The 21,150-nt window shown below is 73.6% G+C and carries 20 protein-coding genes; 12 read left to right on the top strand and 8 right to left on the bottom strand.

All coding sequences use genetic code 11. The annotated features are described in order from the left end of the window. Window positions 1–245: 245 nt before the first annotated feature. The gene (locus O7634_RS31695) at window positions 246–1,850 is read left to right on the top strand and encodes an ABC-F family ATP-binding cassette domain-containing protein (protein WP_278153798.1); all 1,605 of its coding nucleotides are present in this window, start codon (window positions 246–248) and stop codon (window positions 1,848–1,850) included. A gap of 14 nt (window positions 1,851–1,864) precedes the next feature. On the opposite strand, the gene O7634_RS31690 is transcribed toward O7634_RS31695, so the two are convergent. Continuing rightward, window positions 1,865–2,167: a cadmium resistance transporter gene (locus O7634_RS31690; protein ID WP_278153797.1), complete on the bottom strand. Its 303-nt coding sequence runs from the start codon at window positions 2,165–2,167 to the stop codon at window positions 1,865–1,867. Between the two features lie 216 nt (window positions 2,168–2,383). On the opposite strand from O7634_RS31690, the gene O7634_RS31685 reads away from it, so the two are divergent. The 5 genes from O7634_RS31685 to O7634_RS31665 all read left to right on the top strand — a co-directional run bounded on the left by O7634_RS31685 (window position 2,384) and on the right by O7634_RS31665 (window position 9,458). After that, window positions 2,384–2,611 carry a helix-turn-helix domain-containing protein gene (locus O7634_RS31685; protein ID WP_007462679.1) on the top strand — a complete coding sequence of 76 codons (228 nt, stop codon included), beginning with the start codon at window positions 2,384–2,386 and terminating at the stop codon, window positions 2,609–2,611. Window positions 2,612–2,657: 46 nt separating this feature from the next. Continuing rightward, window positions 2,658–3,425, top strand: coding sequence for an enoyl-CoA hydratase/isomerase family protein (locus O7634_RS31680; RefSeq protein ID WP_278153796.1), 768 nt, complete (start codon window positions 2,658–2,660; stop codon window positions 3,423–3,425). A gap of 114 nt (window positions 3,426–3,539) precedes the next feature. Continuing rightward, on the top strand, window positions 3,540–5,516 hold the full coding sequence (locus tag O7634_RS31675) for an ABC transporter ATP-binding protein (RefSeq protein ID WP_278154133.1): 1,977 nt from the start codon (window positions 3,540–3,542) through the stop codon (window positions 5,514–5,516). 70 nt (window positions 5,517–5,586) lie between these two features. Next, window positions 5,587–6,921 (top strand): SWIM zinc finger family protein, encoded by a 1,335-nt coding sequence (locus O7634_RS31670; RefSeq protein ID WP_278153795.1) that lies wholly within the window; start codon window positions 5,587–5,589, stop codon window positions 6,919–6,921. Further along, a complete protein-coding gene (locus tag O7634_RS31665; RefSeq protein WP_278153794.1) occupies window positions 6,918–9,458 on the top strand; it encodes a DUF6493 family protein in 2,541 nt (846 codons plus the stop codon). The genes O7634_RS31670 and O7634_RS31665 overlap by 4 nt, the downstream gene beginning before the upstream one ends. 21 nt (window positions 9,459–9,479) lie before the next feature. Here O7634_RS31665 and mug read toward each other — a convergent pair whose 3' ends face one another. The 6 genes from mug to O7634_RS31635 form a co-directional block, all read right to left on the bottom strand. Further along, window positions 9,480–10,085 (bottom strand): G/U mismatch-specific DNA glycosylase, encoded by a 606-nt coding sequence (gene mug / locus O7634_RS31660; protein ID WP_278153793.1) that lies wholly within the window; start codon window positions 10,083–10,085, stop codon window positions 9,480–9,482. Continuing rightward, entirely contained in the window at window positions 10,082–10,843 is a 762-nt protein-coding gene (locus O7634_RS31655) for an SDR family oxidoreductase (protein ID WP_278153792.1), read from the bottom strand. Before O7634_RS31655 ends, mug begins: the two co-directional genes overlap by 4 nt. Beyond that, window positions 10,828–11,349, bottom strand: a complete 522-nt coding sequence (locus O7634_RS31650; RefSeq protein WP_278153791.1) for a hypothetical protein — start codon at window positions 11,347–11,349, stop codon at window positions 10,828–10,830. The genes O7634_RS31655 and O7634_RS31650 overlap by 16 nt, the downstream gene beginning before the upstream one ends. Next, the gene (locus O7634_RS31645) at window positions 11,346–12,164 is read right to left on the bottom strand and encodes a DUF692 domain-containing protein (RefSeq protein WP_278153790.1); all 819 of its coding nucleotides are present in this window, start codon (window positions 12,162–12,164) and stop codon (window positions 11,346–11,348) included. Before O7634_RS31645 ends, O7634_RS31650 begins: the two co-directional genes overlap by 4 nt. Further along, window positions 12,161–13,081, bottom strand: coding sequence for a TIGR04222 domain-containing membrane protein (locus O7634_RS31640; RefSeq protein ID WP_278153789.1), 921 nt, complete (start codon window positions 13,079–13,081; stop codon window positions 12,161–12,163). Before O7634_RS31640 ends, O7634_RS31645 begins: the two co-directional genes overlap by 4 nt. Window positions 13,082–13,158: 77 nt before the next feature. Further along, on the bottom strand, window positions 13,159–13,731 hold the full coding sequence (locus tag O7634_RS31635) for a TetR/AcrR family transcriptional regulator (protein ID WP_030491546.1): 573 nt from the start codon (window positions 13,729–13,731) through the stop codon (window positions 13,159–13,161). Between the two features lie 77 nt (window positions 13,732–13,808). Here O7634_RS31635 and O7634_RS31630 point away from each other — a divergent pair, with 77 nt between their 5' ends. From O7634_RS31630 to O7634_RS31620, 3 genes are all read left to right on the top strand, one after another. Next, window positions 13,809–14,669, top strand: coding sequence for a carbon-nitrogen hydrolase family protein (locus tag O7634_RS31630; RefSeq protein ID WP_278153788.1), 861 nt, complete (start codon window positions 13,809–13,811; stop codon window positions 14,667–14,669). Window positions 14,670–14,734: 65 nt separating this feature from the next. Then, window positions 14,735–15,379, top strand: coding sequence for an HAD family hydrolase (locus O7634_RS31625; RefSeq protein ID WP_278153787.1), 645 nt, complete (start codon window positions 14,735–14,737; stop codon window positions 15,377–15,379). 201 nt (window positions 15,380–15,580) lie between these two features. After that, entirely contained in the window at window positions 15,581–16,513 is a 933-nt protein-coding gene (locus O7634_RS31620) for an RIO1 family regulatory kinase/ATPase (RefSeq protein WP_278153786.1), read from the top strand. Between the two features lie 43 nt (window positions 16,514–16,556). Here the strand turns inward: O7634_RS31620 and O7634_RS31615 are convergent, their stop codons facing one another. Next, a complete protein-coding gene (locus tag O7634_RS31615) occupies window positions 16,557–16,805 on the bottom strand; it encodes a DUF2630 family protein (RefSeq protein ID WP_088988578.1) in 249 nt (82 codons plus the stop codon). Window positions 16,806–17,198: 393 nt separating this feature from the next. Between O7634_RS31615 and O7634_RS31610 the strand changes: the two genes are divergently transcribed. From O7634_RS31610 to O7634_RS31600, 3 genes are read left to right on the top strand one after another with little or no spacing between them, the layout of a single operon-like run. Continuing rightward, the gene (locus O7634_RS31610; RefSeq protein ID WP_278154132.1) at window positions 17,199–18,536 is read left to right on the top strand and encodes a cytochrome P450; all 1,338 of its coding nucleotides are present in this window, start codon (window positions 17,199–17,201) and stop codon (window positions 18,534–18,536) included. Continuing rightward, entirely contained in the window at window positions 18,533–19,438 is a 906-nt protein-coding gene (locus O7634_RS31605) for a terpene synthase family protein (protein WP_278153785.1), read from the top strand. Before O7634_RS31610 ends, O7634_RS31605 begins: the two co-directional genes overlap by 4 nt. After that, window positions 19,435–21,054 carry a prenyltransferase/squalene oxidase repeat-containing protein gene (locus tag O7634_RS31600; protein ID WP_278153784.1) on the top strand — a complete coding sequence of 540 codons (1,620 nt, stop codon included), beginning with the start codon at window positions 19,435–19,437 and terminating at the stop codon, window positions 21,052–21,054. Before O7634_RS31605 ends, O7634_RS31600 begins: the two co-directional genes overlap by 4 nt. Window positions 21,055–21,150 lie beyond the last annotated feature (96 nt).

Raw genomic sequence — 21,150 nt, 5'->3', positions numbered from 1 at the left:
ATGCCGGTGAATGCCGTATGTGTGATGTTTCTTCGCAGAAGTGCCGGAGGGGGTCCGGACAAGCGTTCCGGTACCCGATGATCTTGGTCGGTAATCCGGGCGGACGCCCGGGCGACGCCCGGTACACTTGTCGGGTGCTGCGCTGCGAAGGCTGAACCGCCCCGAGCCGTCGGGCCCCTCGGGTTCGTCGGCCGTTTCGCGTGCCCCGAGTCAGCCTTCCAGACCCCGAGAGCGAGCCCGAGAACATGATCACTGCCACCGGCCTGGAGCTGCGTGCCGGGTCCCGGATCCTGCTGTCCGACACCACTCTTCGCGTACAGCCCGGTGATCGGATCGGTCTGGTCGGCCGCAACGGCGCCGGCAAGACCACCACGCTGAAGGTCCTCGCCGGCGAGGGGCAGCCGTACGCGGGCCAGATCGACCAGCGCAGCGCGATCGGTTACCTCCCGCAGGACCCGCGTACCGGCGACCTCGAGGTGACCGGTCGCGACCGGGTGCTCTCCGCGCGAGGGCTCGACGTGCTGATGGCCCAGATGAAGGAGCTGGAGGCGCAGCTCGCCGAGAACGCCGACGACAAGCTGGTCCGCCGCTACGGCGCGCTGGAGGACCAGTTCGCCGCCCTGGGCGGGTACGCCGCCGAGGCCGAGGCCGCCCGGATCTGCGCCAACCTCGGCCTACCGGACCGGGCGCTCGCGCAGACCATCGGCACCCTCTCCGGCGGTCAGCGGCGGCGCATCGAGCTGGCCCGCATCCTGTTCCGCGACGCGGGCGAGAACGGCGGCGGCATCCTGCTGCTCGACGAGCCGACGAACCACCTCGACGCCGACTCGATCACCTGGCTGCGCGGCTTCCTCGCCAACCACAAGGGTGGGCTGATCGTGATCTCCCACGACGGCGCGCTGCTGGAGTCGGTGGTCAACAAGGTCTGGTTCCTCGACGCCACCCGGTCGGTCGTCGACATCTACAACCTGGGCTGGAAGGCGTATCTGGAGGCTCGCGAGACCGACGAGCGTCGCCGCCGCCGGGAGCGCGCCAACGCCGAGAAGAAGGCCGGCGCGTTGATGGCGCAGGCCGACAAGATGCGGGCCAAGGCGACCAAGACCGTGGCCGCGCAGAACATGGCCCGCCGCGCCGAGAAGCTGATCTCCGGTCTGGAGGAGGTGCGCGTCGCCGACCGGGTGGCCAAGGTGCGGTTCCCCAGCCCGGCTCCGTGCGGCAAGACCCCGCTCACCGCCACCGGCCTGTCCAAGTCGTACGGGTCGCTGGAAATCTTCACCGACGTCAACGTGGCGGTGGACCGGGGCTCCCGGGTGGCCATCCTCGGGCTCAACGGCGCCGGCAAGACGACCCTGCTGCGGATGCTCGGTGGGCTGCTCAGCCCCGACACCGGCGAGGTGCACGCCGGGCACGGCCTGCGGCTGGGCTACTACGCCCAGGAGCACGAGACGCTCGACGTGGAGCGGACGGTGCTGGAGAACATGCGCGCCGCCGCCATCGAGCAGTCCGACACCGAACTGCGCAAGATCCTGGGCGCGTTCCTCTTCTCCGGCGAGGACGTCAACAAGCCTGCCGGGGTGCTCTCCGGTGGCGAGAAGACCCGGCTGGCCCTCTCCACGCTGGTCTGCTCCGGCGCCAACGTGCTGCTGCTCGACGAGCCGACGAACAACCTCGACCCGGTCAGCCGGGAGCAGGTCCTCGACGCCATCGCCAACTACCCGGGCGCTATCGTCCTGGTCACCCACGACCCGGGCGCGGTGCTGGCGCTCAAGCCGGACCGCGCGATCCTGCTGCCCGACGGCGACGAGGACGCCTGGAGCGACGACCTCCTCGAACTGGTCGAGCTGGCCTGACCGGGTCGGGGGGCTCAGCCGAGCAGGTCGACCAGTCGGCCGAGCACACCGGAGCTGACCAGGATGAGCACTCCGATGCCGACGAAGATCGCCGGCACCAGCCGGTGGCCGACGCGCTCGACCAGCCGGACCACCCGGGGGTGTCCGCCCAGCCAGGCGCCGACGGCGCACCACACGGCGATGAGCAGGACGAAGACCAGGAGGAACACCGCGCTGTCGGCGACGCCGAGGGCTCGGAAGACCGGGACGTAGACCGCCACGTTGTCCGCGGCGAACACCACGGGGGCGCCCGCCGCCGTGCCCACCAGGTCGATCACGACTGAAGAGTACGGATCGCCGACGGCGGTCGGCACCCGGCGGTGGCCCGTCCGGACCCGGCGGCGGACCCCATCGCCGGGATCACTCTATCGGGAAGCTGACATTGCATAGCGTGTCGGTTGGCGAAGAGTTGATATCTGGCGCATGATCGTCCGAGGCGGTCTAATAGGTGGGACCGTATCCGAACCGCACAGTCTGGGACGTGAGGACACAGTATGGCAGCCACTGGCACAGCCACCAGCACTGAGAAGGGTCGCCGGATCGTCGGAGCCGAGCGTCAGACGCTCGCCAAGGACCTGGTAAAGCGGTACACCTCGGGGGAGAGCATCCGCGCGTTGGCGGCCTCGACCGGCCGTTCCTACGGGTTCATCCACCGAGTGCTCACCGAGTCCGGGGTGCAGCTGCGTCAGCGCGGTGGCGCCCGACGCCGCAAGAAGGCGTGACCCGCCACTCAGCGTCGTCCAACAGCGCCGCTCCCGGGGGCGTCCGGTGACCACCGAGGCGACCGGGGTTCGGCTGACCTGCGACGGGCCGGTTGCCACGGTGACGTTGTGCCGGCCCGACGTGCTCAACGCCCAGACGCCCGCGATGTGGCGAGCGATGCGCGATTTCTCGCGTGAGCTGCCCGGCGACGTGCGTGTGGTCGTGATCCGTGGCGAGGGGCGCGCGTTCTCCGCCGGCCTCGATCTCGCGGTGGCCGGCGCCTCCGGCCCGGGTTCCTTCGCCGAGCTGGCCGCCCTGCCCGAGCGGGAGTGCGCCGAGCGCATCGCGGAGCTCCAGGCCGGCTTCACCTGGCTGCACCGGCCGGACATCATCTCCGTCGCGGCCGTGCAGGGGCACGCCATCGGCGCGGGCTTCCAGCTCGCGCTCGCCTGCGACCTGCGCGTGCTCTCGACCGACGCGAAGCTGTCGATGGCCGAGGTGACCCTCGGCCTGGTGCCCGACCTGGCCGGCACGAAGCGCCTCGTCGAGCTGGTCGGTTACGCGCGGGCCCTGGAGATCTGCGCGACCGGTCGCCGACTGGACGCCGCCGAGGCGGACCGGATCGGGTTGGCGACCCTCGTCGTCCCGCCGGCCGAGCTGGACGGCGCGGTCCAGGATCTGACCGCCGGCCTGCTCGCCGGGGCCCGGGACGCGGTGGTGGAGATCAAGGCGTTGCTCGCGGGCGCGGCCGGCCGGACCCACGCCGACCAGCAGCGTGCCGAGCGGGAGGCGCAGACCCGCCGGCTGCGCGACCTGGCTGGCCGGGGAGAATAGGTAAGGACCGCACGGGAAGATCCGGGTTACGACCAAGGTTGTCACAGTCGTCGGGAGAATTGACCTGACGGTGCGGTCTGCCCGACAACCCGGAGGTGAGTGGTGTCCAACCCGATGTCCGGCGGTGGCATGGCCGGGTGGAGCATGCTCCGGTCGATGCGCAACCGCGACGAGGTCTCCACCCACCGCCTGAAGCGCGGCGTGGCCCGCCGCATCGTGGCGTTCGCCCGGCCCTACCGACGGGACATCGTCGTCTTCCTGGCGACGGTGGTGTTGGCCGCGATGATCGGCGTGGCCACCCCGGTGCTCGCCGGTGACGTGATCAACGCGATCAACCGCGGCGGCGCCGAGGCGGGCCAGCTCGTGGTGCGGCTGGCGCTGTTCATCGCCGCGCTGGCGGTCGCCGACGCGCTGCTCTCCCTGGCCCAGCGGTGGTATTCGGCCCGCATCGGCGAGGGCATCATCCTCAACCTGCGCACCCGGGTCTACGACCACGTGCAGCGGATGCCGTTGCAGTTCTTCACCCGTACCCAGACCGGCGCCCTGGTCAGCAGGCTCAACAACGACGTGCTCGGCGCCCAGCGGGCGTTCACCTCGACCCTGTCCGGCGTGGTCAGCAACGTGATCCAGCTGGTGCTCACCGCTGCGGTGATGTTCACCCTGTCCTGGCAGATCACCGCGCTGTCGCTGGTGCTGCTGCCGATCTTCATCATCCCGGCCCGGCGGGTCGGTCGCCGGCTGGCCGACATCACCCGCGAGGCGTACAACCTCGACGCCAAGATGAACGCGACGATGACCGAGCGGTTCGGCGTCGCCGGGGCGCTGCTGGTCAAGCTCTTCGGCCAGCCCGACATCGAGGCCCGCCGGTTCGCCGGACGGGCCGAGCGGGTCCGCGACATCGGCATCCAGTCCGCCATGTACTCGCGCACGTTCTTCGTGGCGATGCTGCTGGTCGCCTCGCTGGCGCAGGCTCTCACCTACGGCCTGGGCGGCTGGCTCGCGGTGACCGGCGGGGTCAGCGCGGGCACCGTGGTGACGCTCGCGTTGCTGCTCACCCGTCTCTACGGTCCGCTCACCGCGCTCTCCAACGTCCGGGTGGACGTGATGAGCGCGCTGGTCTCCTTCGACCGGGTCTTCGAGGTGCTCGACCTCGAACCGGGCATCGTGGAGAAGCCCGACGCGGTGCCGGTGCCCCGGGGCGCCGGCCGGGTCGACTTCCGCGACGTGCGGTTCCGCTACCCGAGCGCCGCCGAGGTTTCCCTCGCCTCCCTGGAGGAGGTCGCGACGCTCGACCGGACGGTCAACGAGCCGGTGCTCAGGGGCGTCTCGTTCAGCGTCGAACCGGGGCAGATGGTCGCGCTGGTCGGCCCGTCCGGCGCCGGTAAGTCGACGCTGTCGATGCTGCTGCCGCGGATCTACGACGTCACCGACGGGCAGGTGCTGGTCGGCGGGGTGGACGTCCGCGACGCGACGCTGGCGTCGCTGCGCGACGAGATCGGTGTGGTCACCCAGGATTCGCACCTGTTCCACGAGACGATCGCCGAGAACCTGCGCTACGCCAAGCCGGACGCCACCGACGACGAGATCTGGGCGGCGCTGGCCGGCGCCCAGGTCGCCGACCTGGTCCGGTCGCTGCCCGATGGGCTGGACACCACAGTCGGAGAGCGCGGCTACCGGTTCTCCGGCGGCGAGAAGCAGCGCATCGCGATCGCCCGGCTGCTGCTGAAGGCCCCGTCGATCGTCATTCTCGACGAGGCGACCGCGCATCTCGACTCGGAGAGCGAGGCGGCGGTGCAACGGGCGCTCGCGGTGGCGCTCGCCGGGCGAACCGCGCTGGTCATCGCCCACCGGCTCTCCACGGTCCGCGACGCCGACCAGATCCTGGTGCTCGACGGCGGGCGGATCGTCGAGCGGGGCCGGCACGACGAGTTGGTCGCGGTCGGCGGTCTCTACGCCGAGCTGTACCGGACCCAGTTCGCTGTCGCCGACTCGCCCACCCCGCTGGTCGACGCGACCGGCCCCGAACCGGTGGTCATGCCGCTGGGCACCTACCGCGCCGACGAGGTGCTGCCGCCGGCCGCCGCGAACTGACACGTCGGGGCGACGCCGGCCGGTCGCTGGTGAGCGCAGGATGTCGGTCGGTTGCCCTACGGTGTGCGCCGTGAACGCCGTTCAGACATACCGATACCTTGCGCCGTCGGCCCTGCGCGACGCCGGCCTGGACCTGCAGACCAGTGGCGGACCGACGGCCAATCCGCGGTTCTTCTCCGGTTTCCTCACCACACCGGCGGCCGCGGCGGCCGGCCTGCTCGCCGTGGCCGAGGTGGCCCGCAGCCGCTACCACCGGCCGGTCAGCCCCGCGAGCCTCGATCCGGTGGTCACCGGCAGCCGGGCCCGACTGCGCTTCGAGTCCTTCTCCGGCTGCTGCGGCGTGTACGCCCGGATGGACGTGGGCCCGGCCGGCTTCGACGGTGCGGTCGTCGGGCACGGCACCACGAACGTGGACGTCAATCCGCCACTGCGTGAGGCGCTCGCCCGGGTGGGCGGGATCGAGCCGTTGCACCTGGCCGTCGGCCCGGACGACCTCACCGTCTCCACGATGGACGGCGCCGTGGTGGAGCGGAAGGTCCCGCTGCCGGGTCGCTGGTTGCGGGGCTTCGCCGAGGTGCACGTGCTCACCGCCGGGTTCGAGCCACGCGCCGAGATCCCGGCCGCCGAGGCGGCGACGTTCCTGCGCCGTCTGCCCGGGGCGAGCGACCGTTCGGTGCTCTGGGCGGTCCCGGCCGGCCGTACCCTCCGGTTGACCTCCAGGCCGGCGCCGGGCGCCGTCTGCCTGGCCGGCGCGGGCCGGCTCGCGGCGCTGCGCGGGCTGCTGCGGCACGCCCACACCCTGCGGGTGTACGGGCCGGCGGCGCGTGCCGGTTCGCCGGCCCTGCCGAGCACGTGGGAACTCGACACCGGCTCGCTGCGACTGTCGGTGACACTCTCACCCGAGCCGTACCGGGGGTTCTCCGGCGAGGGAGCCGCGCTGCTCGCGCTCGCCGGTGACGAGGTGATCGACGACGCGGAGCTGATCGGCGCCCTGCTCTCCTGGGACCCGACGATCGACGTCGCCGCGCTCGCCGACGCCGCCGGGCTGCCCGACGACCGGGTCCGCGCCGCGCTGGCCCAGCTCGGCACCGCCGGCCGGGTCGGCTACGACGTCGCCGAGGCCGCGTACTTCCACCGGGTCATGCCGTACGACGCGGGCCGGGCCGAGCGGGACAACCCCCGCCTGATCGGCGCGCGCACGCTCGTGGAGCGGGGCGCGGTCCGCACCGACGGGGACCATGCCACGGTACGCAGTGGCGACGAGGACTACCGGTTGCGCCGGCTGCCCGACGGCACCTTCACCTGCTCCTGCCGGTGGTGGGCGAAGCACCGGGGGCAGCGCGGCCCCTGTCGGCACGCCCTCGCCGTCTCCATGGTGGGAGCGCCGGCGGAGGTGACGGCGTGACGGACATCCTCCGCTGCCTGACCCTCGGCGACGTGTCCACAGCGGTGTCGCTGCTGCACCCGCTGGACGAGCCGACCCGGCGGGCGCTCGGCGACGAGGTCGTCGCCCACGTCCGCCGGCGGCGGGACTACTGGTGGGCGGGCCGGGAGGCGACCACCCTGGCGGTGGTGGCGGTGGGCACCCTGAGCACCGCCACGAAGACGGCGGAACTGCTCGGCCGGCGGGCGGTCGGGCTGGGCGGCGCGGATCACGAGCCGGTGATCGCGGCGGCCCGTCAGCGGGGAGTGCCCTGGTTGGCCGACCTGGCGTACCGGCTGGCCGAGCGGCTGCCCCGCGCTCGTGCCTGGGACGGTTGGCACTTCGTCGCCGGGCTGCTGGTGGCGGAGAACGCGCCGCCGCCGACCGGTGACGCGTTCGTCGCCGGCTGGGCGCACTCGCTGTGGATGGCGCGTTACGAGAGCCGGCCGCGGCCGCTGCTCGACCGGCTGCGCGCCGACCCGTTCCTGGACCCGCTGCTGCCCCGGCTCTTCGAGGTCGACGGCATCGGCCTCGACACGATGTTCAACGGCGCGGGTCAGGGGGTGCCCCCGGCGTTGGCCGCGCTGGCGGCGCAGGGGCGGCTCGACCGGACAGCGTTGCTGGACGGGGTTCTCGGGCGGCTGCTGCGTGGGGACCGGCCCGGCGCGCTGCGGATGTTCCTCGCCCTGCACGACCTGCTGGCGCCCACTCCGGCGGAGGTGACGGCACGGGCGAGCGGATACCTGCGACTGCTCGCCGACGCGCCGGGGCCGGTGGCGGTCCTGGCGCAACGGGCGCTGCGGGGCGCGGGCGGCGAGCTGGAGCTCGACGCGGTGGTGGACGCCGCACGGGTGGTCCTGGGTCGGCCGGAGAAGGCGCTGGTGCGGGCCCAGCTCTCCTGGTTGGACCGGCTGGCCCGGCAGCACCCCGAACGGGCGGCCGAGATCGGTGCGGTCCTCGCCTCGGGTGCCGCCCAACCTTCCGCCGACCTGCGTGACCGCGCGCTGGCGCTGGCGCACCGCCACGGTCACCGGCCGGCCGCCACCGTCACGGCGGCGGTGGCCGGCGACGAGCTTCCCCCGCCGGCGCCGCCCGCGCTCGCGCCACCGCCGATCACCGATGTGGACGAGCTGGTGGAGGAGGTCTCCGGTCTGCTCGGTGGGCAGTGGCCCGCGCTGACGCTGGAGCGGGTCCTCGACGGGCTGGTCCGGTTGGCCACCCGCGAGCCGGACCGGCTGGCCGCCGCCCTGCGGCCGGTGCTGCGACGCGCGCAGGTGGGGGATTACGACCACCTCCGGGCGGCCAGTCTGACGGCCCTGTTCGGCGGCGTGCTGCGGGCCGCCGCCGCGCCGGGCGAGACGGGGCACCGGCACGAGCAGTGGTCCCGCGTCCTCGGCCAGTCGTCGCCCCGGACCAAGCGTCTCTTCCGCCGCCGGTCGGGCGTCGAGCCGCCCCAGCAGCCTCCGCTCACGCGGCTCTACGGGTGCCGACTCGCCGAGATCGGGCAGCGGATGGACGGCTCGGACGACCCGGGGCTGCTGGCCGCCCCGACGTCCGTCACCGGGGCCGTCGACCCGGCGGCGCTCTACGAGCGGCTGGCCGCCCTCGGCGGCGGTCCGGTCTGGCGGTGGGACCTCACCCAGGCGCTGCTGCGGCTGCCCGTCGGCGTGGACGACGCCCTGGCGACCCGCGCGGCGGCGCTGGGCACGCCAGCCGGCAACGAGCTGGCCGGCTGGCTGCGCGGGGACGCCCTACCCGCGCCCGTGCAGGAGATGGTCACGGTCGGTCGGCGCGAGCGTCGTCACGGGTACGACTACACCTACGACCGCCTGCCCGAGCGGCGTACCCTCGTCGCCACGACCCCGCCGGAGGGCTTCGCGGACCCGCTCGGCCTGCTCACCGTGCCGGTGCACCCGATCGGGCAGGGACCTTCCGAGTGGAGTGACCTGTGGCCGGCGCTGCTGCCGGGGCATCGGGGTGTGGTCGCCGCCCGCCTGCTGCCCGGTCTCGCCAGCGCCGCGCAGGAGGACGCGGACGGGTTCGGCGCGGTCCTGCCGCAGCTCGCCGAGGGCACCGGCGTCGGCGGTCCGGCGCTCGACCTGATCGTGGCGTACGGGCTGTGCGCCCGGTTCGAGGCGGACCGGGTCGCCACTCTCGACGCCCTCCTGATGCTGGCGGCGGCCGGCGATCTGGACGCCCCGGGCGTGGGCGGTCGGTTGGGCGCGCTGGCGGCGGACGACCAGGTGACGCTGACCCGGGCGGTGACACCGCTGCGGGACGCGGTCGCGGCCGGCGCCCGGCTGAGCGTGTGGCGACTCCTCGCCGCCGCGCTGCCGCCGTTGCTGTCCCGGCCGAACGCGCCCCGGGGCACCCCCGACCTGCTCGCGTTGGCAACCGAGACGGCCAGCGCGACGGGCGTACGCATCGAGGTGCCGGGGCTGGCCGACGTGGCGGCCCGCGGCGGCTCGAGCAGGCTGGTGCGGGAGGCCCGTCGGCTCGACGCCGCGCTGGCCGCCTGATCCGCCGATCGGCGGCGGTGGTCAGCTCTGCACGGGTTCGCGGCGGTCGGGCAGGCCCGCCGCGACCCGCAACTCCGCGAACGCCGCCCCCAGCGTGACCGGGGTGAAGTGCGCGTTCAGACCGCTCGTGTTGGGCAGCACCCAGAGCCGGGCGCCGGCCACCGCCTCCGGTTGCGGCCCGAAGGCGGCCTTCGGCCGGCGAAAACCGATCCGGTACGCAGTCACCCCCACCACCGCCACCCAGCGCGGCCGGTAGCGGGCGACCTTGTCGGTGAGGATCGCGGCCCCGGCGAGGAGCTCCTCGGTGCTCAGCTCGTCCGCGCGGGCGCTGGCCCGCTCCGCCATGTTGGTGATGCCGAGCCGCAGGGCCGGCAGGTCGGCCTGTTCGCTGGGGTGCAGCAACCGCTGTGTGAAGCCGCCCCGGTGCAGCGCGGGCCAGAACCGGTTGCCGGGACGGGCGAAGTGCCAGCCGGTCGCGGCCGACCAGAGACCCGGGTTGATGCCGACGAAGAGCACCGTGAGCCCCGGCGCGAGGACGTCGGGGATGGTCCGGTCGGCGGCGGCGGCCAGCTCGGCGCGGGTGGGCCGCGGGTGCCGGACGGCGGTGCGACCCGGGTCGGTCGTCACAGCCCGCGCAGCGCGCCACCGTCGACCGGCACTGTGATCCCGGTCAGGTAGCTCGCGGCGGGGGAGAGGACGAACGCGGCGACCCGACCGAACTCGGCCGGGTCGCCGAGGCGGCGTAGCGGGATGGTCGCCTCGGCCTCGGCGCGGGCGCGCTCGGGGTCGCCGGTGGCGGCGAACAGGTCCCGGTTGCGGTCGGTGAGGATCCGGCCGGGCAGCAGCCCGACCACCCTGATCCCGCGCGGGCCGTAGTCGTCGGCGATGTCCTTCGCCGCGCCCACCAGACCGGGGCGCAGGCCGTTGGAGATGCCGAGGCCGGGCACCGGCCCACGGGCCGAGGTGGAGAGCACCAACCCGATCGCCCCGCCCTCGGTGAGCACTCCGGCGATGGTGCGGACGGCGCGGATCGTGCCCAGGAAGACGGTCTCGAAGGAGAGCCGCCACTGCTCGTCGCTGATCGCCGCAGCGTTGCCCGCCGGCGGCCCGCCGACCGAGATCAACGCGCCGTCGAGCCGGCCGAAGTGTTCCCGGGCGGCGGCGACCAACTGCTCCGGGGTCTCCGGGTCGGCGAGGTCGGCGGCCAGCCCGAGCGCCCGTTCCGGACCACCGAGTTGTCGCGCGGCGGCGGCCACGGCGTCCGCGTCCCGGGCCGAGAGGACGACCCGTGCCCCGTCGGCGACCAGGCTCTGCGCGGTCGCGTAACCCAGGCCACGGGATGCGCCGGTGAGCACGTACACGCGGTCGGTCAGTCCGAGATCCATAACGCCGATCCTGCCGCATCCACCCCGCTGTCGCCACCAGCCGGGGGCGCCGCCGACGGACGCGTGGCCGGGCGCAGCAGGCGTACCCGACCGGCGATCTGCACCGCGACGGCGCCGCCGGCGCGGCCCACCGCCGGCAGCCGGCGCGGACGTGGCGCCCGCAGCCCGTCGTAGCGTTGGCGGGCCTCCCGGAGGGCCAGCTCCTCGGCCGCCGCCGGGGGGAGCGCCCGCCGCTCGTGCAGCGCACGGGCCAGGTCCCAGCCGTCGCGCAGCGACCCACCGGGTGGTCGTCCGGCGGCCCAGTCGGCGAACGTCGTGGACCAGCGGGCACCGAGGCTGGCGGCGAGCAACGGCCAGTGCCGGGCCACCTCGCCGGCCCGCTTGCGCAGCAGCGCCGCACGGGTGGCGGCCAGGTGGGCCGGCGCGAACCCCGGCGGCGGCGCACCACCGGCGACGAGCGCCGCGACAAGGGCGGCCTGCCGGGCGGCGAGCCCTCCGTCGGTCACGTGACGGCCGCCAGACCCGCGGCGGCGGCCAGCGCGTCCAGCTCGGCGCGGAGTTCGGCTGCCGGCGGGTAGTGGCCGTCGCGTTCCAGCAACAGCGCCGGTGGACGTCGCCGGTCACAGAGCGCGGCGACCAGGTCCAGCACCGCCGGGGGTACCGGATCGGTGTGGGTGTCGTGGTAGATACCGCCGTGCTCCGCCCCACCGGCCACGTGGACGTACGCGACCCGGTCCAGCGGCAGGCGGTCCAGCAGCGCGAGCGGATCGGTGCCCCGGTTGCGGGCGTTGGCGTGCACGTTGGCGATGTCCAGCAGGAGCAGCGCCCCGGTCCGGTCGAGGATCTCGGTGAGGAAGTCCGCCTCGTCCAGCTCGTCGTCGGGCCAGTCGACGAGCGCGGCGATCGGCTCCAGCGCGATCGGCACCGGCAGCTCGGCCTGCGCCCGGGCCACATTCGCGCAGACCGCGTCGACCGCCTCCCGGCTGCGCGGCAGCGGCAGCAGGTGCCCGGCCTCCAGGCCGCCCGCGCGGACGAAGGCGATGTGCTCGCTGACCAGCGGGGCGTCGAGGCGTCGCGCGACGGTGGCCAGGTGCGCGACCCGGGCCCTGTCGACCGGCTCGGCGCCGCCGAGGGAGAGCCGCACCCCGTGCGGTACGACTGTCACGCCGCGCTGGCGCAGCCGTGCCAGACCCGCCGGAAGCGGCCCGGTGGCGGGCACCGACTCGGCCACCACCTCGACGAACCGCAGGCCGGGCAGCTCGGCCACGAACCCGGCGATCTCCGGACGCCAGCCGATGCCGACCCCGTGCAGGCCGGTCATCCGCCGCACCCCCCGCCACCACCACCGCATCCGCCGCCACCGCCGCAGGAACTACCGCCGTCCGAGCCGCCTCCGCCGTACGACGCGTCGGACCCTCCGGTCCAACCGCTGCCCGAGGCCGCCTGGCGCTGGATCTCGGCCTGCTCGGCGAAGCCCGGGTCGAGCGCCCAGAGCGAGGCGGTGCCGTAGAGGGCCACGCCCATCGCGGCGCCGGCCGCCCCGTAGGTGGCGTAGGACGGCGCGGAGGCCGGCGCGAGATGGGTGTGCGTGCGCCGCACGTCGCGCAGCGCGGCCCGACCCGCGCGGGTGAGCACCGGCGCCCTGCGCAGCACCAGGACGACGATCATCAGTGGCACCAGGGTCAGCAGCAGGTGGCCGACCGGGCGGCCGTTGAACAGGCCGGCCACCAGCCGCACCGCACCGAGGCCCCACAGGGCGATCAGGAGGGTGGACCAGAGGCGGGCCCGCGCGCGCGTCGCCTCGTCGGTCAGCAGCCCGCGCCGCTCCAGACCGTCGCGGATCTGCTCCAACGCGGTGCGTACGCGCCCGTCGTCCGGCAGGTCCCCGACCCGGGCGTGCTGGTGGGCGGCCCAGTGGATGGCCTCGTCCAGCGGGGTGAGCCCGGTGGGCGCGGCGCCGACGGTGGCGAGCCGCCGGTCCGGTCGTACGCCGATCGCGCCGCTGCCGCGCAGCCCGCCGAGCGCGGCGTGTACGGCGAGTCGGGGACCACCGTTGAGGTAGGCGACCTGCTGGGGGCCGAGTGGCTCGGTGGTGCGGGCGTTACTCTGGCCGGAGGCGGGACGGACCCGGTGGTACACGGCGATCGCCACCACCACGGCGACCGCCACGAGGTAGTACCGGATGAAGGTCGGGCCGGAGATGCCCCAGGTGTCACCGGACGCGGCGTGGACGATCATCGACTGCTCCTGTCGCCGGAGGGATCGGCGGCCCCATTGTGGAGCAGCCCCGCCACGGTCGACAGAGCGCGGGCCGGTCAGTGCCGGCGGACCGCCTCCTCGACCAGGTCGAGGACCGGGCCCAGGTCACCGGCCGGTCGACCCATGGCCAGGTGCAGCACCAGGCCGTCGTAGGCCAGCTCCAGGAACTGGGCCAGCACGTCGATGGGTACGTCCTCGCGCAGCACCCCGGCGTCGCGTTGCCGGGCCAGTCGGTCCCGGGTCGCCTCGGCGATCGCGGCGGACCGCTCCGCCCAGCGCTGGGCGAACGCCGGGTCGGTGCGCAGGCGGCGGGACACCTCCAGTTGGCTGCCGAGCCAGCCGGTGGTGTCCGGGGAGACGGCGCGGGCGAGCAGGTCGCGCATCACCTGCACCAGGCCGTTGCGGGCCACCGTCTCGACCATGGCCGCGGCGTCGTCCTCGGCGACGGCCAGGAAGAGCGAGTCCTTGTCGCGGAAGTGGTGGAAGATCGCGCCACGGGACAGGCCGGTGGCCTCCTCCAGGCGGCGCACCGTCGCACCCTCGTAGCCGAGCCGGGCGAAACACGCCCGGGCGGCGGCGAGGATCTCCTGCCGACGCGCGTCGAGCTGGTCCTGGCTTACTCTGGGCACGCGTCGATCGTCGCAGGTCACCCCGAGGCACGCAAACCGTACGTACGGCTTGGTAGTCGGTCTCCTACGATCGCCATGTGACCCCGCCCCGCACCGTGCCCGCCGCCCCGCTGACAGTGGCCGCCATCCAGGCCACACCCGTGCCGGGGGACGTCGCCGGCAACGCGGTCCTCGCCGCCGACCTCGTCCGCCAGGCCGGTGCGCGCGGTGCCCGGGTGGCCGTACTGCCGGAGTTGTTCCTCTGCGCGTACCATCCGCCGACCCTCGCCGCCGACCCGGTCGGCACCCACGTCGCGGCCGACCCGGCCGGCGTGGTCGCGGACACCCGGTTGGACCCGCTGCGCGCCGCCGCCCGCGAGGCCGGCGTCACCGTCGTGGTCGGCGCCGCGGTCCGGCACCCGGACGGTCGGCCGACCATCGCCGCGCTGCTGGTCGACCGCGTCGGCGCGGTCCGGGTGGGGTACGACAAGCAGCAGCTCTGGGGTGACGAGGCCGAGCTGTTCAGCGCCGGCGACCGGGGCGCGACGCTGCTCGTCGACGACTGGCGGCTCGGGCTCGGCATCTGCTACGACGGGTGCTTCCCGGAGCACGGGCGGGCCGCCGCCCTCGACGGCGCGCACGGCTATCTCTGTCCCAGCGGTTACCTGGCCGGCTCGGCGCACCGCCGGGACCTCTACTACGCCGCGCGGGCCCTGGACAACACGATGTTCGTGGTCTTCGCCAACGCGGTCGGTGGCGACGACCCGTGGCGTTTCAACGGCGGCGCGGCGGTCTACGACCCGGAGGGCCGGCCGCTCGCCCGCGGGGCGGACGACGGCACGGAGGTGGTCGTGGCGACGCTGGAACCGGCCGTGCTCGCGGCCACCCGGGCGGCCCATTCGATGCTCGCCGATCGACTTCCCGACCAGGGCGGCCCCCGGGTGTCGATGTCCGGGTGAGCACGTCGTGCGGTGGAAACCCGCCGGCTCTGTTGGCGGACACGTCGGTCCCGTAGGGTGCCCGAGTGCCACTGCTCCTCCTGGACCTGGACAACACCCTGCTGGATCGGGCCGGGGCGTTCCGCCGCTGGGGTGAGCGCTTCCTGGACAGCATCGGCGCGCCGTTCACCGACATCGACTGGTTGGTCTCGATCGACGCCGACGGACTGACCGACCGTTGGGATCTCGCGGACGCCATCCGGGACCGCTACGAGCTGCGCGTCCCCTCGATCGACCTGGTGGAGGAGCTGCACGACGGGGTGGTGGCGCAGACCCGGCTCGACTCGCTGACCGCCTGCGCGCTGCGGATCGCCGACGACGCCGGCTGGGTGCCGGTGGTGGTCTGCAACGGCACGGTACGCGTCGAGGACGCCAAGATCCGTCGCACCGGGCTGGACCAGTACGTCGCGGACTGGGTGATCTCCGAGGAGGCCGGCGTCAGCAAACCCAACCCACGGATCTTCGCGCTCGCCGCCCAACGGGTCCGGATGCCGCTGCGCGGCGCATGGGTGGTCGGTGACAGCCCGGAGGCGGACATCGGTGGCGCCGCGGCGGTCGGGTTGCCCAGCGTGTGGCTGCACCGTGGGCGGACCTGGTCCGACGTCCGGTTCGCGCCGAGCCGTACCGCGGACGGGTTGATCGCCGCTGTCGCCACCGTGCTCGCCCGCTGACGTGCGCACCGCGCCTCCCGGCGGGCCGGTGACGCGCTCTCGGCGGTAATTCGGTTGACCACGCGTGGTGCGACGGCGAGCATTGTCCGCGCATGGTGCACCCCGGGCGCGCCCGGTCGAGGAGAGGGGGTCGGTCATGACCGTCTTCGCAGGTCGCTTCCACCTGCCCACCTCAGCCTCGACCAAGGGAACCTCACCACAGTGCGCGATCATGACCTCCCGGCGCTGGAGCGCCGGAGCCGCGGCAAGCGCCGCTTCGACGACGACGAACCACAGTTTCTGAAGCGTGGGCGGCCCGGCGAGCCGCCCACGGACCCGGACAGCGAGCCCGACCCGGACACCGGCGAGCGCTGGTCGTCCTGGGACGACGCCGTGCACGGGCCCGAACCACATCCGGCCTGGCTGGTCACCGAGTTGGCCGCCAAGGACACCGAACTGGGTGTGCTGAAGACCGGCAAGGAGGCGGACGTCCACCTGGTCCGTCGGGCGGTGCCTGACAGCGACCGGTCCTGTCTGCTGGCGGTCAAGCGGTACCGCGACTCCGAGCACCGGCTGTTCCACAGGGACGCCGGCTACCTTGAGGGCCGTCGCGTACGCCGGTCCCGGGAGAACCGGGCGATGGCGGGTCGGACGGCGTTCGGCCGGCAGATGATCGCGGGGCAGTGGGCGGCCGCCGAGTTCGCGGCCCTGGCCCGACTCTGGGAGATCGGCGCCGGGCAGGACCGGATCGCCGTGCCGTACCCGGTGCAGTTGCGCGGCACCGAGTTGATGCTGGAGTTCGTCGGTGACGCCGAGTCCGGGCAGGCGGCGCCCCGGCTGGCCCAGCTACGACCCGGCCGGCGCGAGTTGCGCGACCTGTGGGGCCAGTTGGTGGAGGCGCTGCGGGTGCTGGCGCGGGCCGGGTACGCCCACGGTGACCTGTCGCCGTACAACCTCCTCGTGCACCGGGGGCGGCTGGTCGTGATCGACCTGCCGCAGGTGGTCGACGTGGTGGCCAACCCGCAGGGGCCGGAGTTCCTGGCTCGCGACGTGCGGGTGGTGGGCACCTGGTTCGCGGCCCGCGGTCTGCCGGCCGAGCAGGTCGACCCCGCCGCGTTGACGGGGGAGTTGCTGCGCGAGGCGGGCTTTCGCTGATCGGACGGGTCGGGCGGGATGACCGCCCGACCCGCCGTACCGGTCATTGCAGGTAGCGCTCGACCTCTGGCTTGGGGCGTTCGCCCTGGGCGTCCGGGTCGCCGTGGGTGTCCCGGGCGGCCCGTCGGCGGCGCAGCAGGTCCCAGCACTGGTCGAGGGACTCCTCCAGGGCCCGCAGTCGCTCGCTGGCCTCGCCAGCGGTGCCCGACTCGTGCGCCTGGGCCTCGGCGCGCAGCTTGTGCTCCTCGTCGACCAACTCGGAGATCCGGTTCAGGATGGTCTTGTCGTCCATGTCACCGAGCCTGGCACAGGGCGTCGGGCGTCGCCCGGATTCGGTCGTTCCACGGGTCGGGCGAGTCGGACGGCTGGACCGACTCGCCACCGGAGCTGACAGTGATGTTCATCACTATTGGCCGCCCGTCAGGCCGACTGGTGATCAATGCCACCGCTACCTGCGGGATCTGTGGTATGCGCACTTCCCGTAGATCGAACTCTGTTGTGCTGCGCTCGTTGCGCGTGAAAATTTCGCTTTCGGCGGCTAGAGGAACGCGGGCAGGCGATGGCATGCTCCACGAATACCTCACTCCGCATAGTCGTCTCGCGACAACGAGTGTTCACAAAGGGAGAGTCAGATCCCGTGGCAGCGCCTCCGACAGTGCCGGTCCAGCCGCGACGGGCGGGCGCGATCCCGCTTCGCCACGTGGTGCCCCACCTGTTCCGCGATCCCGCCCGCACCCTCGTCGATCTGGGCGAGCGGTCCCGGGGCGAGGTGGTGAAGCTCAGCCTCGGGGCGTTCCGGCCCTACCTGGTCACCCGACCCGAGCACCTGCAACAGGTGCTGCGCGAGAAGTCCGACAACTACGTCCGGGCCGGCGACGGTCTCCAGTGGCGTCCGCTGAAGCGGCTGTTCGGTGACGGCATCCTCAGTGACGGCGACTACTGGAAGAACAGCCGGTACGTGCTCCAGCCGCTGTTCACCGCCCGGCGCGTGGACTCGCTCGTCGACCGGCTGGCCGAGGCGATCGAGGAGGCCGTCGACGAGCTGGACGAGCCGGCCCGCACCGGTCAGCCGGTGGACATGGGCACCGTGCAGGCCAGGGTCGTCTGCTCGGCGATCATGCGGGTCTTCTTCGCCGACCGGATCTCGGTGCCGCAGGCCATGCGCATCATGGAGGCCCAGGACGCGATCGCCTGGTCGGTGATGCCGCGGCTGATGGTGCCGTGGGCGCCGCTGTCCATGCCGATGCCCGGCGACCGCGCGTTCCGCGACGCCGTCAAGCTCATCGACGACACGGTCCTCCCGATCGTCCGGGCCGCCAGGACGACGGCCGAGACCGACGGTGACGACATCATCGCCACCCTCTGGCGGGGCCGCACCGAGGCCGGCGGCCGGCTCGACGAGCGGCAGGTCCGCGACGACACCGTCTCCATGGTCGCCACCACCACCGAGACCACGATCAGCGTGCTCACCTGGCTCTGGCCGCACATCGCCCAGGACGAGCACATCGCCGAGCGGCTGTACGAGGAGATCGACAGGGTGGTCGGCGACGCGCCGGTGCGACGCGAGCACCTGCGCGAGCTGAGGTACACCCGACAGGTGCTCGACGAGCTGCTGCGGCTCTACCCGATCGGCTGGCTGTTCCCGCGCCGGGCGGTGGCGGCCGACGTGATCGGCGGTGTCCGTATCGAGGCGGGCGCGACTCTCGTGGTCAGCCCGCTGATCACCCACCGGATGTCGGCGTTCTGGGACCGACCCGAGGTCTTCGACCCGGACCGCTTCGCACCCGAGCAGGTCCGCAACCGGCACCGGTACGCGCACTTCCCCTTCGGTGGCGGTCCGCACCAGTGCATCGGGATGCACCTCTTCTACCTGGAAGCGATGCTGATCGTGGCCACCGTCCTGAGCCGGTTCCGGTTCCGGCTGCGACGGCAGGCGGTGCCCGGTATCAAGGTGGCCGCCGCGCTCCGTCCGCTGGAGCGTGTCGAGGTGACGCTGCGACCGACGCGGAGCGTCTCCGCATGACCGCTGGGCACGCGTCGCCGCCGATCACCGGCGGCGACCAGATGGCGCTGGCCGCCGAACAGGGCCGGATCTGCGCCCTCGCCGCGAAGGGCCAACGTGACCTCGCCAAACGCGCCGCGGCGTACCCCGATCTCTTTCCGGCGTCCCCCTTCGACCCGGCGCTGTTCGGCAACGTCGCGATGGCCATCGCGTTCGGCGCACCCTGGTGCGACGTCGACCAGCTACGGGTGACGAACCGAGCCGTGCTGTGGGGCTTCGCCGTCGACTGGCTCGTCGACCACGAGGCGCGTACCCGTGCCGAGATCGACCGGCTGACCGCACGGTGTCTCGCCGTCGCGGACGGCGGGGAGCCGGCGGAGGACGACTCGCTCGGCCGATTCCTCGCCGAACTGCGCGACGAGCTGGCGACAGTGCCGGCGTACGCGTCCCACGGGCAGGTGTGGCGCGACGAGTTGCGGGCGGTGCTCGACGCCATGGCGCGGGAGTGGGACTGGAAGCAGGCCACCGGCGCGCTGCCCACCCTCGACGAATACCTGGACAACGCGGCCAACCTGGCCTGCACGGTGGTCAACGTCGTGCACTGGGTCTACTCGGACGACCCGGCGACACTGGCCCACCTGGACGCGCTCGTGGCGGCCAGCGACCAGGTGCAGCGGATTCTCCGCCTGGTCAACGACCTCGCGACATACGAACGCGACAAGCGCTGGGGCGACCTGAACGCGCTGATGCTGGTGCCCCAGCGGGCCGACGTCGAGCGCCGCGTCGCGCACCTGGTGGCGCACACCCGTGAGCTGCTGGAGCCGCTGCGGGCGACCTGTCCGGTGCAGGCCGACTACCTGGCCCGGCAGATCGGGTTCAGCAGCGGGTTCTACCGGTCGACCGACTTCTGGGGGGTGCTGTGACCACGTCGCCGACCGTTACCGGGTCCGGTGGTGAGTCGGAGGTGGCCGCCTCGGCCCGCGAACTGCTCGCCGCGATGGTGCTGGAACCGGCGGGACGGGTCAGCCCGTCGGTGTACGAGACCGCCCGGCTCGTCGCCGACGCGCCGTGGCTCACCGGGCACGACCGGCGGCTGCGGTACCTGCTCGACGAGCAGCGCGACGATGGTGGGTGGGGTGGCGTCGGCGGTTACGCAGTGGTGCCGACGGTGAGCGCGGTGGAGGCGTTGCTCACCGCCCTGCGGGCCGCGCCGGAGGCGGCCGCGCCCGAGCTTGCCGCCGCGGCGAGCCGAGGGCTCCGCCTGCTCGCCGACCGGCTCGGACGGGGTACGCCGTTGCCCGACACACCGGCGGCCGACCTCATCGTGGCGGCGCTGGCGCAGCGGGTCGACGACCACCTCGCCGCCCTCGCGGCGACCGCCGGTCGGGGGTTCGTCGACGGGCTCCGCGGCCTGCCCACTGTGGACCGGCGGCGGCTCGACGCCGTGCAGGCGTTGGCGCGTACCGGCCGCCCGGTGCCGCAGAAGCTGCTGCACGCCTTCGAGGTGCTCGGGCCGGTCGCACGCCGCCACGCTGGTGTCTCCCTGGTCGCCGGGGCCGTGGGCGCCTCTCCGGCGGCCACCGCCGCGTGGATCGGCGACCCGGGGCTGCCCGGCGCCGATCCGTCCGCGCTGGCCTACCTGGAGGCGGCCGTCGGGCTCCTCGACGGGCCGGTGCCCTGCTGTACGCCGATCACCGTCTTCGAGCGGGCCTGGGCGCTGAGCTCCCTGGCCCGGGTCGGCGTGCCGGTGCGGCCCGCGCCGAAGCTCGTCGCCGAGCTGGCCGCCGCGCTCGGGCCGGAGGGCGCGTCGACGGGTCCGGGCCTCCCGGCCGACGCGGACACCAGCTCTGCCGCTCTCTACGCGCTCGCCCGCCTCGGTCACCCGGTGGACCCGGTGAGTCTGCTCGGCTTCGACCTCGGCAGTCACTTCTGCACCTGGCAGGGGGAGGACGGGCGCTCGGTCACCACGAACGCGCACGTGCTGGAGGCGCTCGGCTGGCACGCCCGCGCCACGTCGGCGGGCGCCGGCCGCTACGGCGGCCGGGTGGCGGCGCTGGCCAGGTGGCTCGGCGACGAACAGCAACCGGACGGCTCCTGGGTGGACCGTTGGCACGCGTCGCCGTACTACGCCACCTCCTGCGTCGTCGCGGCGCTCGACCGGTACGCCCCGGCGGGCGCGGGCGCGGCGGCGGTGGACCGGGCCGTCGACTGGGTGGTCGCCACCCAGCGTACGGACGGAACGTGGGGGCGCTGGTCGGGCACCACGGAGGAGACCGCCTACGCCCTGCACGTGCTGCTGGGTGTCGATCGACCATCCCGACCCAGCGTGCGTGCGGCGATCAGTCGCGGATACCGCCACCTGAACACAGTGGACAGTCGCGACGATCACATTCCGCTGTGGCATGACAAAGATCTTTATATGCCCACGCTGATCGTCCGCGCCGCCATTCTCGCCGTACGACAGTTGGCGCAGCTCAAGCCGGATCTGGTCAATGACATGGCCGGGGCCGCCCCGCGGCCGCGTACGGCGGTCTCCTGATCGGCGACGCTTGAGCCTGACTCCGGACGCTGCTAGCGTGCGCCGGGGTCGATTCGTGCAAACCACGATTCTGACTGACCAATCACACAGGCCGCG

The sequence above is a fragment of the Micromonospora sp. WMMD1120 genome (genome assembly GCF_029626235.1).
GTDB lineage: Bacteria > Actinomycetota > Actinomycetes > Mycobacteriales > Micromonosporaceae > Micromonospora.
The sequence above is the reverse complement of the archived record's forward strand: the minus strand, read 5'-3'. Positions and strand labels throughout refer to the sequence as shown.